Raw genomic sequence first — 16,636 nt, forward strand, 5'->3', positions numbered from 1 at the left:
ACCTTGCGTATCACCCACGATGATCTGAGACGAGGTCACGATTCAAGGGTGTTTCCTTCCGATGGGCGCGGCCTAGGACCACGCCCGGTTCCTCCGTGTGCCGCCTTGGGGCCGATCTTGTGACGGTATTCCTTTGGTACCGGCGTGGGCTCAGCCGGGGGCGGAGGCGGGGTTTGGCTCCTACGGTGCAACATGCGCGGCGGCGCGTTCCATTCGTGCCTGGGCACGAGTAACTGCGAGACGATTGCGCGCCCCATGACCTCGGCAAGCAGCGGAGGTGTGGCGTTGCCAGCCTGCCGGACCTGACTGTTGCGGGTACCCTCAAGCTTCCAGTGATCCGGGAAGCCCTGTAGACGCATCCGCTCCCTGACCGTCAGGGGACGGTTGTCCCAGTGGAACGGACCGGTGGCCGGCCCAGGACTCGCCGACAGGGTCCACGACGGGCGATCCTTGGCCAGCTTTAGTAGAAAGAACCAGTAGCGAGTCCGGTAGCCGAAGATCTCTTCGCCTCCACCCCGGGACGTCAGATACTGGTAATTCTCCCCCTCTGGGATGCTCGGGAGCAGGGGCGTCCACGTCCCCATCCCCCCAGGCGCTACCGTCTCCTTCAGATCGCCGATTGCATCCCACGTACGCATCGGCTGATCGGTGTGCGTTGCCTTGGGCCACTCAAAAGTCTGGCCATTGCGGAAGGCTACCGCGATGATGCGGCGCCGGTGCTGTGGCAGCCCATAGTCAGCCGCGTCGACGACCATGGCGGTAAGGCGATAATGGGTCCTGTTAGCCAAGTTGATCTTGGTTAGACGCTCTTCGATGAAAGGGCGCGCCGACACCTCGCCACGAAGGAAACCCGCGACGTTCTCGATGAGTAGGACCCGGGGAAGAAAGCGCTCCAGCAGGTCAAGCATCCCCACGATGGTTTCTGCCCGTTTGTCGCTCATGCCGAGCCGTCCCGTGTGCGTCCACTGCCCGGCAGTCGAGAACGGCTGGCAGGGGGGTCCGGCAGCTAGGACGTCCAACTCTCTTCGGCGAAGGCCGAGATCGCGGGGTTGAAGGTCGGTTGCAGCCTTCGTGACATCCGCGGTTTCCAGTAGCTTCCAGCCCGGCCGGTTGTTTTCCAGGGTGCGACGACAATCCTCGTTCTTCTCTACGCATCCGATCGTCTGCAGGCCCGCAGCCTCCAAGCCGATGTCGAGCCCACCAGCGCCGGTGAAAAGCGAAAGGACCTTCCCCACAGGCGAGATCATCTGACCGTCCATCACGCCCCGCATCCTCTCGCACGCATTGATGGCGCGGAGTGCGCTTGACAATCCCCGCCACCTATCAGCCATCACGCTGTACACGAGCTCAGCGTGATGGCGCGAGTATGTCAAGGCCACGACCGGTCTCGATCGAGGAAATCATCGGGCAGATCGTCTGCGGACGCAACTCCCCTGTGCTGCCTACTGCTCGCTCGTAACAAGACGAGCCGAGACGCCGACAAGACAAGCGACGCGGGTTTGGCATGTGGCCTACATCCAGGAAGCGCGAAGCGGGTGCTGGCGACCGCCTCATCCGGACCAGGGAGCGGGATCACCACGAGAGAAATACCGACATAAGTGTCAATTAGCCACAAATCGATAGTAGACCTCGATTGGTTTCATTATCGAAAATCAGTTCCATTTCGGAAAATGTCGCACGCCGCCTCTATGGTGTTTCATACGCAAGGGAGTGGTTACGTGGACTACGCCGGATGGAATCGAGCCATCGCGCAGCGCTTCTTCAACGAGGGTGCTTCATGCGTCCCTGTCTACTTGGCCGTGAACGACGCTCTGCTTGAGGAACTGGGCGGGGCCGACGACGCCGTACAGAGGGAGCCCGCGACAGACTTCGAGGCAGCGGTCCAGACCAGGGTTCACGGTCGCGACCCCTTCAAAGAGGTAGTGCTCGCCGCACATCGGTGGCGCAAAGACGGCGCGCACGGCGATCCGCCTTTCATCGCCGTGCTCGCCGCAACCGTGCTGGCGGCCGCGCGCATGGATCGACGTCCGGACTCAGACAGGGGACGTTTCTCCTACTACCGACCGCTCCGGCAGTTGCTCGGCATTCCTGGCGATGGAATGCCGGAAAATTACGACACTCATGTTCCCCAGCTTTGGGACCTGCTCAAGTGGTGGCTAGATGATTTCCTCAAGGCCAGAAGAGGACTCGCTACCGCCGCGACGCATCCGGCTACCAGACACATCGGGTGGTCGATCTCGCAGGCGGTGCTGACTGGTGCCGACCGCACTCACGTTGGCCTGTTCCTCGCGTCCTTAGGCGCATCGCGTGACGACAACGTGCACGAAGCGGACCTCCTCGCACGGTTCGAGGAATGGCTGCGCTTGCGTGGAAACTGCGGCAAGTTGGAGCAGGTCCTGGCAAATGCGCAAATGCGATCGATCTTGGGCCGTGTGCTAGCACAGGAACTGAAACGGTTTGATGGACTTGTCCGGGACCCTTCTGGGCGGGCCTGTTTGTCGCTCCTGCTCACGTCCACTGATGCCGGGGAACCGTACGGCCTGGCCGTGCGCGTTCCAACCCAGCTGCGTGGGGTTGTATTGGAGATCGACGGCAAGGAGCTGCCGATTCCCGAATATGTGGAACGCATGCTCTTGCCGGCGCACTTGGGTAACCCTGTGCCTGGCGCCGTCCTTGAACTGGACGGGTCGGTTGCCAAGCTGCTCCTGCCCCGCACAGACTGCTACGTCTTCCAGATCGATGATGTCCTCGGCATGTGGGTCACCGTCGATGGAGCAGAAGCTGGTCTCAGCCACAGAGTTCTCGTCCGGGAGACGTTTGCCGCAGAGGCGGAAATCGTGATGCGACATGCGGGTGGTGACGCTATCCGCAAGATCCGCAGGGCACGTATCCCTAGTGGCTGGGTCGCCTATTCGGGCTATGTTCCCACCCGCACCGTCCCCGCTCCCGTACGCCTGGGACCCCTCGTGCCGCATCATCGGCAGCTCGCTCGCTTGGTAGGCGGGCTGCGACTTTCCCCCGACAGGAACATCTATCTAGCGGGCTACGCTCCCGACCTGCTTATCCCCCAGGGGCCCGAAGATGGCGCCATCCCCGCCATCGCACTCAACGGCTCGCAGGCCCTCAGCTTGCCTGAATCCACTGAATCCACAATCCGGCTTGCCGACTTCGCAAGAGAACCCGGTGCGCATGAGGTGGCCGTTGACGGGTGCAGGCTCACCTTCCAACTTGTAGATCGGCTACGGGAGATAACCGTCGCACCCACGGTACGTCTGGCTGTTCGCGCCAACGGCCGACTGTGCCCTCGCCCGGAACTCGTCCTGCCATCGACCTCCCAGTCGACCACGAGCCGTTCCAGTGGCGAGAGAGCGAGTGAGGCTGGGCCTAATCTGAACCGATGGGCATGCGGTGCCGCCGTTTGCGCATCGCCGTCCTACCTAGGCACGCAGTTGAGTGCGTCCGTTACCGACCGCGCGTTCGCGCTCGGGGAGCGCGGAGTGGGTGCCGAGCTGCGGCCATCTACGACACCGCCGGGCTGGCTATCCGATCTTGGACTACCTGTTCTCCGCATGAATATTGAGGAACTGCTCGCGGCTATGCCGTTCCGGCCACGGTGGCTGTTGCTCATCGACCAAGCGGGTAGGTCCACTGCCCAAACGATCAATGTGGCCAGCAACCGAAGCGATGGAACGCTCCCTAGCAGCTGGCGCATGCTCAGCACTGCCGAGTGGTGGCAACTCGCGGACGGAGACGTGACCATCCTGGACGGGGCCACCGCCACCTGGGACCGCTATCTGAGGGGCAGTGATCCCCATGCTTGACGACCTGCTCACCTGGTGCTCCGAACGCGTATCGGGAACCTACGGGTCCTTCCAGGACACCTACGAGTGGCTCGCCGCAGGCCAAAAAGGAATGCGGCCCCTTCACTGGAAGATCATTCTCCGCAATATGCAGACCCTCGGTCACATCGAAGCCGATGACGACCGTCAGCAGTGGAGCGTTACGCCGGCTGTCATGTCCGTACTAGCTGACGGAGCGGGTTATGCCCTACTCATCGGCCAGCGACCGATATTCATGCTACAGCGGCTGTTTGGGCTAGCAGATGAAAAGAACCTGTGCATGCGGCGGCTGGCCTCGTCGCTTGTCGCTCTACCACCGATTCTGCAACGCGGCGGCCCTTCGGTTCAGTTGTTGGCCATGCACAGCGAAGAGTCGGCCAGGGAGGTCTGCAGCACACTCGGCATCCGTTTCGAGCATCACGCTGCCGAGCAGCTCGCTCAGATCCTCCCGAATCTTCCTGACCTGCTGCGAGGACGAGCTGTCCTTCGGGGCCCGGCAGGCGTAGAGCCCCACAAACTCTCGCTCTCAGAAATACCTGAGTGGATTCCCGCCAATGGCGCAGAACCCCGCGGCGGGTATCAGTATCAACGCTACCGTGGCCACCAATACGTGTACTGGATCCAAGGGCAGGGCTTCGTATCCGACAAGCGATCCGTCATGTACGCAGAGATCGCCCGCCGCAGGCAGCAGATACTTCACTATCATCATGAGCGCCGCGAGCTGTATGTGCCGAGCCGAGTGCAGCTGCCGTGGCTGCATGCCCGAGCAGCAGTACTCCGCAGTGGCTTTCTGCCCCAATTGGCTTGGCTGCCTGATGGCCTACCTGGGGGCTCAGGGAACGGATCCCACCGGGACTACGTGAAGTACATAAACATCAACTACGATTTCGCCGAGACGATCGCCAGATCACTCAAACAGGAACTCGACGTGCGGGTCTAATGGGCAACCTACATTTGAAGGAGCGACATGGTCGGCCTCTCTCCACTGCTTGCCCACCGCCAGCTTGCCGGATACTTCAATCGGTATTACGCGACCGCGTACGCCTTGCGAGACCTCCAGGTCGCTGATGAGGTGCTGGAACTGCTCAACACGCCAGGGGTGTTGTTCCAGGAGCCCTATTTGGAGCTTCTCCCTCAATACAAGCTCTCGTCCGAGACTGTTGAGCAGCTGTGCGAACGAATCCGACTCGTTGAGCTGCCCAGTTTGCTGCGCGCAGGCCTTCTGACCGGCATCAACCAGCTATACACCCATCAAGCGCAGGCCCTGGAGCACCACCTCGGCGGACGCGATGTGATCATCACCTCGGGCACTGGCTCGGGCAAAACAGAGGCGTTCCTCGCGCCAGTGCTTGCCCGACTCGCAGGCGAATCACGACAGTGGGCACCGGCATCCAGCAACCCCGACGGCAGAGCGTGGTGGAGGGAAGGCCATCGCTGGGAACCTCAGCGGCGCCCAGGAGGACGCACAGCCGCAGTGCGTGCGATATTCCTCTATCCGATGAACGCTTTGGTCGAAGATCAGATGATCCGGTTGAGACGTAGCCTAGATTCTCCGCTTGTCCGGGCATGGCTCAATGGACACCGCGGGGGAAACAGGTTCTACTTCGGCCGCTACACGGGCAGGACCCCGGTTCCCGGCCCTTCGTCTAACCTTCAGAAGAATCAGGAGTTGCGTAGCTCCCTGGCCATGCTCGACCGCCGTTATGCGTCCCTCGAGCAGCGCGTCCGCGACGGCTTAATCGCCGATGAGGAGGCCCGGTATTTCCTCCAGCGTCCGTTCGGCGCCGAAATGCGCTCGCGATGGGATATGCACAGCGCTCCACCGGACATTCTCGTCACCAACTACAGCATGCTCAATGTCATGCTTATGCGGTCCGACGAGGATCAGATCTTCGACCGAACCCGGCGCTGGCTCGCTGAATCTCATGGAAACGTCCTCACCCTCGTTGTCGATGAGCTGCATATGTACCGAGGCACCCAGGGAACCGAGGTCGCATACCTGCTGCGCAGACTGGTTGACCGCCTCGGCCTTACTATGGAATCGCCTCAGTTGGCCGTAATCGCAACATCGGCCTCTATGGATTCAGAGAAGCGGGAGGATCGGCGATTTCTTGCCGATTTTTTCGGTCGACCACCCGAGGGATTCGAGGTGCTCAGCGGGGAACGTGTCCATGTCAGTGGCCCCGCCGACCTCTTGCCATGGTCTGCACAGGTCGACGCACAAGCACCAGAGCTTCCGCCTCAAACTACACTTCACGCAGCACTCCAGCATGCCTTCTCCGATGGCGGCGGAGGACTCCGTGCCAGGCCGATTGAAAGGGTCGCAACATCCCTGTTCCCAGGCCATCCGATCCCGGAGGCCACCAACCGTACCGACATCCTCATCGGACTACTGGACGGCGTCCAAGATGCTGGTTCGCGTTTGCGCCTGCATCTGTTCTTCCGCAACGTAACGGGCATGTGGGCATGCAGCGACCGCGAGTGCAGCGAGGTATCGCCGGAGCGTGGTGATGACACCACACCTCGCCTCGTCGGGAAGGTCTATAGCACCCCACGCTACACATGCGGGTGCGGTTCCCGTGTGCTGGAACTTCTCTATTGCGAGACGTGTGGAGAGGCATACCTGGGTGGATTCAACTCACCACTCGCCGACGCCGTACCTGGTGTTCGCTATCTGGTGTCCACGGCCACAAATCTGGAATCATTACCAGATAAAGCACGATTTGACCGGAATGCAGATATCTATAGCATATATATTCCCACGGACGGCCCCAGGGCAGACCTTGACCTCAGGCCACTCCGCAAACAGGGGGGACGCGTCGGAGATAGCGTCCGCGCTCAGTACACCTTTACCTGGACGGGGGCCCGACTCGACCCTGCCAGCGGACGTGTAGCAGTCACTCAAGATCCAGGCCAGATCACAGGGTACGTGCTCGTCGCTGACGCGACTCCACCTGATGCGAGAAGAAGGATCCGCTCATTTCCCACCGTCTGCCCGGCATGCCACGACGACCGAGAGATGTTCATCGGAGTCAGACCCTTCGAGGACCCGTCCCGATCCCGATCCCCAATCAGGACGATGGGTACCGGTTTCGAGAAGGCCAACCAGGTGCTTTCCGATGCGTTGCACCGCCTGCTATCTACCAACCTGGTGGTCTTCTCTGATAGCCGTCAAGACGCCGCACGTATCTCGGCCGGCCTTGAGCGCTCTCACTATCAGGATCTCGTCCGACAGCTTGTTATTGCGGTAATAGACAACCCTCGCGACACCGTCACCCTCGCCGAGGGCTATCTGAACCGAACCGACGAGAGTATCGAGGCCCAGCAGGCGCTGACTGCCCTTACTGCTGCAGCGCCTGACGTATTCCGAGCTCTGATAGGCGTAATCAGCGGCTTGGGCAGTGTCGACGACGAACAGCTCGTCCGTGAATATCGCACGTCAGTTCCGGCCCCCACTCTCGTTGAACTTGCCAATGCAGTCTCACGCGGAGCGGTCGCACTCGGTGTTCATCCGGGAGGCCCGGTGCAATCGCTCGCGAAATCTGCCGACGACCGTTCCTGGACAACCTTGTACGACTGGTCCAACGGATCACCCGTTGCCTGCGAGGGTGACCAGCTAACGCAAGAGCAAGCAGATCTCCGCGCTGAAATTGCCCAGACTGTCCGGGCACACGTGCAGCAGGCAGTTTTCGCTGGCGGCGGCCGCGACCTGGAATCTCTGGGCGTTGCCTACGGCGATGTACAACTTGCTGCAGGAACCGGCCTAATCGACCGGGAGTCCTTCCGCCAGGTGTGCCTGTCAACCGTGCGGTTGCTTGGCCTGCGCAAGCAGTTCGCCGATCAAAGACCACAGGCGCCAGCCAGGCTCCACCGCTCAGCCCGGCGATATATCAAACAAGTAGCTGACCGGATGAGCGTCAATCGCGATAGCCTCATCGATGACGTGGAGCGTGCCCTCCAGTTAGGTAATGGGGAGTTCCGGCTCGACCCGGCGAGTATCCGCCTGCGCCTTGCTGCCGGTCAGCAGTGGAAATGTCCTCGCTGCACTCGTCGGCACTTGCACCCTTCAGCCGGAGTCTGCAGTTTTTGCCTGGGACCACTTCCCGCCCCGGAGCCCCTGGAAGCTGGCCTTGCCATCGAACTCGACTACTACACGTACCTCGCCCGCCAAGCGGGTCAACCTTTTCGCCTGCATTGTGAAGAACTCACAGGACAAACCGACACAGTCGACTCGCAGGCGCGCCAAGCCCTCTTCCAAGGCGTGTTCCTGAGTGATGACGAGATCCCGGCCGTGGACGGTATCGACCTGCTCAGCGTCACGACCACCATGGAGGCTGGTGTTGACGTCGGCGCGCTGCGTGCCGTTGTCATGGCCAACATGCCGCCTCAACGTTTCAACTACCAGCAGCGCGTAGGTCGCGCAGGACGCCGTCGAGATCACCTCTGTCTCGCGCTCACCCTCTGTCGCGGGACGCGCACCCACGACGATCACTACTTCCAACATCCTCATCGGATCACCGGCGACCCGCCACCAAGCCCATATATCGATCTCAGCCGAGACGAGATCGTCCGGCGCTGCCTCGCGGCGGAACTGCTTAGGCTGGCCTTCCGGTCCGTGGCCGATACACCCGGCTGGGATCCAGGACGCGACGTGCATGGGCCCCTCGGCCTGGTCGTGGGATGGGCCGTAGTCCGCGACAACGTGCGGGCGTGGCTGTCCGGAAACCGAATGGAAAGCACCCGGATTGCCGAGATGCTTCTGCAAGGGCGACAGGACCGTGCCAGGGCGCAACTCCTAGCCGCCGAGGTCACCCAGGACCTGGCCACGCGGATCGACACAGTCGTGGATGGAGCACCCGGCAGCGCCCCCCTTGCGCAGACCCTTGCAGAACAAGGTGTACTGCCGATGTTCGGATTCCCGACCCGGGTTCGCAACCTGCACCAAGGCCCCCCTTCACAGCGGGGGGCTGAAGTCGACAACGCGATCGATCGGGACATCGAAATCGCGATCTCGGAGTGGGCGCCCGGCGGGGAAGTGGTGAAGGACAAAGCACTGCACACCGCAGTTGGCCTGGTCTCTTACGTACGCCAGCGTGGGCGGTGGGTTCCCGAGCAAGATCCCGATCGCGAGAGAATCACCGTCGGGATGTGCTCCGAATGCCTATCCGTCAGCCTCGAACCTGATGCCGAAGCCTGCCAAGTATGCGAGACGCAAGCCGATGAGGGCTACCGCGTACTGCCGGCATGCCAACCACTCGGCTTCCGGACCAGCTTCACTCCCCAAGACTACGACGGGACGTACGAGTTCACGCCACGCGGAGGGACCGCCCGGCTCACCCTTGACAGCGCTCTACCTCTCGTCGAAAGCGATACCACAGCAGCCACTTTCCGTAGTGGGTCCGGCCGCGTGGTCGTTGTGAACGCTGGCAAGGGCGACGGATTCCGCCTCGCCCGCGTTCCCGGGCATGACGGCCTTATCGACATCGATCTCCTGGCTGATCGTGACCGGGCAAACGATCTGGGCCTTCCTTGGCAGCCAAGAGCAACTGACGAGAGAACGCTCGCTCTAGCATCTGCGAAACTTACTGATGTCCTCCTGATCGGAATGCCTCGGTCGTTGGCGGGGTTGTCGGTCGATCCACGGAGGATCGCCGCCCGGGCAGCCTGGCTGTCGATGGCTACCCTGCTGAGGCTGGCAGCCGTCCGCCTCCTCGATGTGGATGCACGGGAACTTTCGGCTGGCCTGTACCCCATCCGGGCACCAAGCACCGGGGATGTCCAGGCGGAAGTCTTTCTCGCCGACGTCCTGGAGAACGGCGCAGGCTACGCGACATGGCTTGGCGCTCACACAGCCGAGCTTCTGACCGCCGCAGGGGAGACCGCAACCGACATCCGGGAACATCACATGGGAGGTAGGACCACACGGGTGTGCGACTCCTCCTGCTACGACTGCCTGCGGGATTTCGCCAACACCGCCTACCATCCCCTTTTGGACTGGCGACTAGCCGTCAAGATGACCGACGTGCTCGTGGGCGCGCAACCGGACTTTGCCGATCTTGACGGATACGCATTCGACCGGGCGCAGCAATTCGCCACTAGTTTCCCGCACTGGGAGGCTTCCGTAGTGGAGGGTATGCCAGTCCTGCGAGAGACCGAGTACGGCGAGCAGGTAGTCGTCGTTACACACCCGCTAGAACTCTGGACAGGCCGAAACCCTTCCGAACGAGTTGCCCGCGCCTTCAAAGCTTTGGAGCAGGAGGGCTTCCAGGTATTCGGTGATTTCCAAAACGTGAACAACCGAACGGAACCTGAGGGCCGCATCGTTGTCGCGGTCGACACCTTCGAGCTGCTTCGGCGACCAGGATGGGTCGAGTCCCGGCTGCAGACCCTGCTCGGACCCTAATCCGAGCGGCCCCTATGTCCGCCCTCGTGGGGAGGGCACTGCGTTGTGGCACCTCAGGCTCAACGATGATCCACTCAGCGAGTGCGGGGCTGTGCCGGCTACATAGAAGCCAGGCGGTCGGACACTCCGGAACGTCGACCGATTCGCGATCAACGAGTCAGCCGAACAAACAGAGGATCCGATCTGCCTGCTTCGCCAGGGTGTCTGGTGGGTTCCTGGACGCAAATGGTCCGGCCGGTCCGAGCATAAGGAACCAACCCAGGGCTAGGACGCGCCGAAAGTCCCGCACTCGGACGATCTCCTGGTTGTCGAGGTGGATGTGATCAAGAATGCCTTCCCGATCGGAGAAATCGTCGATATGGGATATGTGCTCGATGAGTTCGGCGATCTCGAAAGCTCGGTCGCTCTGCCCTGAGTCCTCCCAATCGACGATGTGCACCCGGCCTTCAGCCGCGTTCCACAGGTAGTTCGCGCTGTTGTTGTCCGAAGAGCCGAGGGTCGGCGGCATGGGGTTCGTTGTGAGATGGTCGGGATCCGCGCTGGCCAGCCAAGCTGTACCCAGCGCGTACGCGTCGGCGACGCGCGGATCCGTTCCGAGGTCGGGTTGTTTTTCGGCCCACAAGCGGGCCTTGTCCACCGCCGCGGCCGGCCCCCAAGCGGCTGGCTGAATCGTCCGCACGACTTCGGTGGGGACGGCGGAGTGCACCTTGGTCAGCGCCTCAGCCAGGGCGACGGTCTGCTCTTCGGTCATTGTGGTGCCCCGCAGCGGCGTGCCAGGCATCCTCGACATGACGATCATCGGCGGATCGCCGTCCACGTCAGCACGCACGGGCGTCGGCGCCAACCCTGGGGCGTATTCAGCGAGGACGGAGAGAGCTCGCCACTCCCGGTGGGGCTCCCTTCGATCCCATGACCGATACCGCTTGATCACGATGTCGTCGCGGATGTCGAGGTCGTGGGTGGTCGACTGGCCTTCCACGCGCTTGGCTCCCTTGCCTCCGTCCACCGGCGCACGGCGTGTGGGCCGGTGGACGGAGAGTAGCGCGCCTCAGCGCGTCGAGTCCGCAGATCGGCGCTCGTCCTCGTAGACCTCCTGGTACTGGTCAGCCACCCGTGACCAGGCGTAGCCCCGCCGTACCTTCTCCACCCCGTTGATGGCGCGGCGTAGTCGTTCGGCCGGGTCTGCCAGCGCCGCCGCCAGGGTGACGGCCAAGTTGTGAGGGTCGTCGGGTTTGACCAGCCAGCCGTCGGCATCCGGTCCGTGAGCCGTGATGAGCGAGGCAGGCCCGCCGGTGTTGGTCGCGATCGATGGGACGCCGCAGGCGGCAGCCTCGATGTAGACCATGCCGAAGCTCTCGTTGACCGCAGGCGCCGCCATGAGGTCGGCGCAATTTAGACCGTCCGGGAGTTCGTCGTGTCCGCGCCACCCAACGAAGTAGACGTGCTGGTCGATGCCGAGCCTGCGGGCGATCGTGCGTGGATGATCGCCCTCGACTTCGCCTGGGTAGCCGCCCCAGAGCAGCAGGACCGGCTGCGGATCAGCCTTCTTGAGTGTGGCTGCGAAGGCTTCGAGCAGGACGTCCAGCCGCTTGACCTGCTGGAAGCGCCCGACCCAGAGAATCGCGGGCCGGAGCCCGCCGTCGGCGGTCAGCATCGGCGCCAGGCTGTCGTAGCGGATGCTGCCGGGCTGCCGGCCTGGGAGCCAGCCCTTGGGGTCATCGATGAGCCAGCGCCGGAGGTGGGCGAGTCGCTGGTCGGCGGTGAGCCGCTTGGGCATGAACCGGCTGGTATCGACACCGTTGGGGATCACCGTGATGGCTTCGCGAGGTACGTGGAGCAGGCGGTTCACCTCTACCTGATCGCTTCCGGAAACCACCACGATGCGACCGGCGCGCCGAACGTGGTCGCGCATGGAATCAGCCCAGGCATCGGCGTACGCCCAGTGTGGCCAATCGATTGCCCCGATGCGTTCTCGCTGTTCGTCGGTAAGGCGAGCGGCATCGAGCAGCCGGGCCAGCAGCCGGTTACGGCAGGCGTCGGCTAGTACTGCTGGCGACAGGCATACCTCTCTGGCCAGGCTCGTCATCGCCTGCGCTTGGTCGAGGAGCTTGAGGTCGGTTCCGTGGAAGGTGGTGATCCGAGGAACGCCGGGGTACGCATGGGCGACCGCCTGCTGGAGGTGGCTGAGGTGGTGCACGTGGACGACGTCCGAACGGTCGTTGCGCCCCGACTTCAGATGCCGTGCCCAGGCGTTCACCAGGTGATCGATGGTGTGCGGCGGGATAGCGGTGAACATCCGATCGGGGGCTGTCGGGCCGCGATCCTCGTAGGAGGGATGGAAGGGGGCGCGCTGGTCGTCCATCCCGCTGTAGCCGCGAGCGTAGGCGTTGGCGGCCGGGTTGTAGTCCATCGGCCCGATGTCCATGCCCGCGTAGAACGTGGGGGCGTGGCTGAAGTCGCCCGGCTGCCCGAGCGAACCGCACAGGATCCGGCTCGTGTGTCCCCTGCCGGTGAGCTGTTCGGAGAGGTAGCGGATGACCTGGGCCGATCCGCCTCGTGGGAAGAACTGGACGACGGTGTCGATGATCATCTGGGGTTCGCCTCCAGGTTCTCGACGGCGCATGCCGTACCTGTCCGGGCGGAGCGGTGGATGGCTTCGGTGACGGCGACCGCGGCGGCTCCCTCGCTCAGCGACACGATGTCGTCGCCGCGCCCACGCAGTGCGTCGAGGAATGCCTCGTGCTGAGCCTGGAAGGGCTCCGGTCCGGTGATCTCGGAGGTGAGGGCGCCAGCGGACGTGTAGTGGGTGACGGTTCGGCTGACCGCGTCGGCGGTGATGGTGCCTGCCTCGGCGTGAACCGTGAGGATGCGCTCCTTGAACGGGGTGATCCTGCTGACCTGGATGGTGGCCAGGGTCTCGTCGTCGAGCTTGCAGACTGCGGTGGCCAGGTCTTCGTGCGGGTGTCCCGAGACGTGCCGGATGCGCGCGCTGACCGACTCGATTGGCCTCGCGGCCAGCCATGCGGCGAGGTCGACGTCGTGGATGGCGATGTCGGTCACTACGCCGACATCGCGGATCCGTTCGGGGAACGGGCTGTTGCGGCGTGTGGAGATGGCGTGGATCGCGCCGAACTCGCCGTCCCGCAGGCGCGTCGCGACTTCGCGGATGGCCGGGTTACGGCGTTCGGTGTGGCCGACCGTTGCTACCAACCCATTCGTGGCGAAGGCTTCGATCAGCTTGTTCGCGGCGGTCAGCGTGGACGCCAACGGCTTCTCGATGATCGCGTTGATGCCGACTTCGGCGAGGAGGATGCCGATCTGCTCGTGGGTTTCCGTCGGCGTCGCGACGACGCAGTAGTCCAGACCGAGCGTGAGCAGGTGGGACACGTCCCGGTAGGCGGTGTCCGCGACGGCGACCAGGTCGACGCCCGCCAGCGCCTCCAGGACTTGGCAGTGCACGGTCCCTGCCCAGCCCAGACCGATGACTCCCGCGCGTAGGTTCCTCATGGCGTCACCCCCGAGTTCCAGGCCGAGACCCGGTCGCGCTCGCCGGGCAGCCATACGGGGATCGCCTCGGGGGTCTCCCGCAGCCAGTTCAAGTAGCGGTCCACGCCGTCGGCGACGGTGATCGCGGGCTGCCAGCCGAGGACCTCGGTCATCCGGGCGATGTCGGCGCAGCCGCCCAGCGGATCGTGAAGAGGGCGAGGGGCCGCCTGGAAGGCCGTGTCCGGCAGATGGTCGCGGACCAGCTCGGCGACCTGGAGGATGCTGGTGGTCCGGCCCGAGCCGATGTTGATGGTGGCACCGCCCGCGCGGGGCGCGACGAGAGCACGACAGATCCCTTCGGCCGCGTCATCGACATGGACGAAGTCGCGAACCTGTCGACCACTGTTGTTGAGCGGGAGCGGCTGGCCGAGCGTGGCGTACATGCAGAACTGCGCGACCACCCAGGACCAGGCACCAGGCTTGGGGATCTGGCGCTCGCCGTACACGCTGAAGGGCCTGACGATCGTGTAGTCCACCCCGGCCGCGTCGAGCAAGTGCCGAGTGTGGGACTCCCCCCACAGCTTCGCGGCGGCGTAGGGGTTCAGCGGGCTCATCGGCTGGTCTTCGACGAAGTGCTGCACCTGGTCGAGTCCCTGGACGCCGTGACCGTAGACCTGGGCCGAGGAGATGAAGATCAGCCGCTTGACCTGTTCCCGAGCAGCGGCGCGAAGGACTTGATGGGTACCGGAGAGGTTCGATTGGAACGCCTGGTCGGGGTCGCGAGTACAGCCGGCAACAGTGGAGAAGGCGGCCGCGTGGACGACGAAGTCGCTCATCCGCGTGAGCCGGCCCATCAACGACTCGTCGTTGATGTCGCCGACGACCAGGTCGGGATCCAAGCCGAGGGCCTGGTAGGTGACGGCGTCGTAGCCGGAAAGGTCGTCCAGCACGATAGGCGCGCCGCCGGATGCGCGGACATGCCGGGCGATGGCCGCCCCGATCAGCCCGGCTCCCCCGGTCACCAGGACGCGGGCTCCAGTGAGGGAAGTCATCGCAGCGGCTCCCCGCAGACGAAGGAGCCGGTGAACTTGGTGACCGCGAAGTAGCCGTGCTGGTCGATCACGTGCTGGACGTGGTCCCCGACGCGTTCGCGGAGCTCGGTGAAGAAGCCGGGCTCGAGGCCGTCGCCAGGCTGGGAGGCGGCACAGCAGTAGTTGTGCGCGGCGTAGAAGTCGAGGAAGGGCTGCACGGCGGCGAACCGGAGCTGATCCTGCCAGGTGTGCATCTCGACCTCACCGAAGTGGGCGGCGAGTTGCTCCTGACCGTTGGTGAGTGAGATGCGCGCCTTCGGCGAGGCCTTGAACAGGTGCGGAGGAGCTTTCATCCGCTTCATCGCGGTGAAGTGGACGTCGAACATCTCGACCATGGAGTCGGGCCGATCGGTGGTGAGGATGAACCTCCCGCCAGACCGCAGGACCCTGGCGGCCTCGCGCAGGCACGCGTCAATGTCGGGGACGTAGTGCATCATGTAGATCGCCGTGATCCGGTCGAAGCTCTCGTCGGCCAGCATGCCCAGGTCGTCGGCGCTGCCCTCGATCCACTCACAGGGCGTGGCGACGCCGGTCATCCGCTGGCGGGCGGCGGCCAGGACACCGGGAGCGATGTCGAGGCCAACGATCCGGCCGTCAGCGAGGTGGGGCCGGAGCTGCTCCAGGACGAAACCGTTGCCGCACCCGAGGTCCAGCAGATGCTCGTCCCCGCTGAGGGCCAGTTGGCCGAGCAGGTGATCGACCATCGACCTGGGGTTGGTGCGGAACCGGTTGTGCGCGAGCTGCTTGCCGTCCAGCATGCGGGTGTCGGCGAAGTAGCGGTCGCGGGCGTCCTCGGCGGACAGTTGGAAGTAGTCGCCGGGAATGACGTTCGCGGCGAGCTTGTCGAGTTCGGGGGTGCTGAAGTCCATGTCAGGCGCTCCATTTAGTGCCGATGTACTTGTGGGGAAGCAGGTCTGCCAGGGGTACGGCTCGCGGCCCGGGGGCGTCGGCGACGAGCACGGAGATGCCCGGCGCGTGATCGAGGAGAAGCTCGCGGCACAGCCCACAGGGCGGGACCAGCCTGGCGGGGCCGATTTCGTCCGGCTTCGGGTGCCGTACGGCTGCCGCCAGGACGATCGGTGCGTTCGTCGCCATGCGCGCGACGCCGAGCGCCACTGCCTCAGCGCAGACGGCGGCGCGACCGACCATGGCGTCCAGGTGGAGGCCTACGTGGATGTCACCGTCGGCGTCGAGGAGAGCGGCGCCGATCTGGTGGCGGGCCAGGCGGTAGCGCGAGGTGATCAGGTCGAGGGCAGCGGCCATGAGCCTCTCGTTGCCGGTCATGTGCTGGTCCCCTGGAGGAAGTCGCGGTGGATCTCCGACTCCCGCGGACCACGCGAGCCCTGGTATTTGCCCTCGTAAAGGGTGATCTTCCCGTGGACCTGCCAGAAAGTGACCTGGCCGATGAGCAGGCCGGGGTATACCCGGACGGGCTGTACGGCGTGCAGCTGGAGCGTCCACTGGTTGTGGGAGCCGATGTCGATTAGGTCGGCGGTGACGTGGACGAACAGGCCGAGCCGGGCGATGCTGGAGCGTGCCCGGATGATGGGCACGTAGTGGTCGCTGCCCATCACCTCGACGGTGTGGCCAAGGTAGATGCGGTCCGGACGGAGGACGAACCCGTCCTCGGGGATGGTGATCTCGACGGCCGGGTTGGGCTTGGCGACGTCGAGAACCTCGGGAACGTAAGTCTTGAGCGTGGAGCCGAGGCGAAAGTTGTAGCTGTTGGGGTTGACCTGTTCAGGCGTGAAGGGGTCGATGGTGAGACGGCCTTCGCGATGCTGCCGGGTGATCTCCAGGCCGGTCAGAATCATGGA

Annotated in this window: 11 protein-coding genes; 3 read left to right on the forward strand and 8 right to left on the reverse strand. The window is 63.8% G+C overall.

Annotated elements, in window-relative coordinates; all coding sequences use genetic code 11:
- Window positions 1-35 precede the first annotated feature (35 nt).
- Window positions 36-1,259, reverse strand: coding sequence for a DNA cytosine methyltransferase (locus ACIBG8_RS45230; protein ID WP_397349745.1), 1,224 nt, complete (start codon window positions 1,257-1,259; stop codon window positions 36-38).
- Window positions 1,260-1,718: 459 nt separating this feature from the next.
- Here ACIBG8_RS45230 and ACIBG8_RS45235 point away from each other — a divergent pair, with 459 nt between their 5' ends.
- The 3 genes from ACIBG8_RS45235 to ACIBG8_RS45245 are packed head-to-tail and all read left to right on the forward strand — an operon-like array spanning window position 1,719 to window position 10,242.
- Window positions 1,719-3,821, forward strand: a complete 2,103-nt coding sequence (locus ACIBG8_RS45235) for a hypothetical protein (RefSeq protein ID WP_397349458.1) — start codon at window positions 1,719-1,721, stop codon at window positions 3,819-3,821.
- Window positions 3,814-4,779: a hypothetical protein gene (locus ACIBG8_RS45240; RefSeq protein WP_397349459.1), complete on the forward strand. Its 966-nt coding sequence runs from the start codon at window positions 3,814-3,816 to the stop codon at window positions 4,777-4,779. The genes ACIBG8_RS45235 and ACIBG8_RS45240 overlap by 8 nt, the downstream gene beginning before the upstream one ends.
- Window positions 4,780-4,806: 27 nt before the next feature.
- Window positions 4,807-10,242, forward strand: a complete 5,436-nt coding sequence (locus ACIBG8_RS45245) for a DEAD/DEAH box helicase (protein WP_397349460.1) — start codon at window positions 4,807-4,809, stop codon at window positions 10,240-10,242.
- Between the two features lie 157 nt (window positions 10,243-10,399).
- Here the strand turns inward: ACIBG8_RS45245 and ACIBG8_RS45250 are convergent, their stop codons facing one another.
- The 7 genes from ACIBG8_RS45250 to dcd all read right to left on the reverse strand — a co-directional run bounded on the left by ACIBG8_RS45250 (window position 10,400) and on the right by dcd (window position 16,633).
- Window positions 10,400-11,221, reverse strand: coding sequence for a phosphotransferase family protein (locus ACIBG8_RS45250; protein ID WP_397349461.1), 822 nt, complete (start codon window positions 11,219-11,221; stop codon window positions 10,400-10,402).
- A gap of 69 nt (window positions 11,222-11,290) precedes the next feature.
- Window positions 11,291-12,832, reverse strand: a complete 1,542-nt coding sequence (locus ACIBG8_RS45255) for a glycosyltransferase family 4 protein (RefSeq protein WP_397349462.1) — start codon at window positions 12,830-12,832, stop codon at window positions 11,291-11,293.
- The gene (locus tag ACIBG8_RS45260) at window positions 12,829-13,749 is read right to left on the reverse strand and encodes a Gfo/Idh/MocA family protein (RefSeq protein ID WP_397349463.1); all 921 of its coding nucleotides are present in this window, start codon (window positions 13,747-13,749) and stop codon (window positions 12,829-12,831) included. Before ACIBG8_RS45260 ends, ACIBG8_RS45255 begins: the two co-directional genes overlap by 4 nt.
- The gene (locus ACIBG8_RS45265) at window positions 13,746-14,780 is read right to left on the reverse strand and encodes an NAD-dependent epimerase/dehydratase family protein (protein ID WP_397349464.1); all 1,035 of its coding nucleotides are present in this window, start codon (window positions 14,778-14,780) and stop codon (window positions 13,746-13,748) included. The genes ACIBG8_RS45260 and ACIBG8_RS45265 overlap by 4 nt, the downstream gene beginning before the upstream one ends.
- Window positions 14,777-15,688 carry a class I SAM-dependent methyltransferase gene (locus ACIBG8_RS45270; protein WP_397349465.1) on the reverse strand — a complete coding sequence of 304 codons (912 nt, stop codon included), beginning with the start codon at window positions 15,686-15,688 and terminating at the stop codon, window positions 14,777-14,779. Before ACIBG8_RS45270 ends, ACIBG8_RS45265 begins: the two co-directional genes overlap by 4 nt.
- 1 nt (window position 15,689) lies before the next feature.
- Window positions 15,690-16,103, reverse strand: coding sequence for a hypothetical protein (locus ACIBG8_RS45275; RefSeq protein WP_397349466.1), 414 nt, complete (start codon window positions 16,101-16,103; stop codon window positions 15,690-15,692).
- Window positions 16,100-16,633, reverse strand: coding sequence for a dCTP deaminase (dcd, locus tag ACIBG8_RS45280; protein WP_397349467.1), 534 nt, complete (start codon window positions 16,631-16,633; stop codon window positions 16,100-16,102). The genes ACIBG8_RS45275 and dcd overlap by 4 nt, the downstream gene beginning before the upstream one ends.
- Window positions 16,634-16,636 lie beyond the last annotated feature (3 nt).

The sequence above is a fragment of the Nonomuraea sp. NPDC050556 genome (assembly GCF_044457355.1).
In the GTDB taxonomy this organism is placed as follows: Bacteria; Actinomycetota; Actinomycetes; order Streptosporangiales; family Streptosporangiaceae; genus Nonomuraea.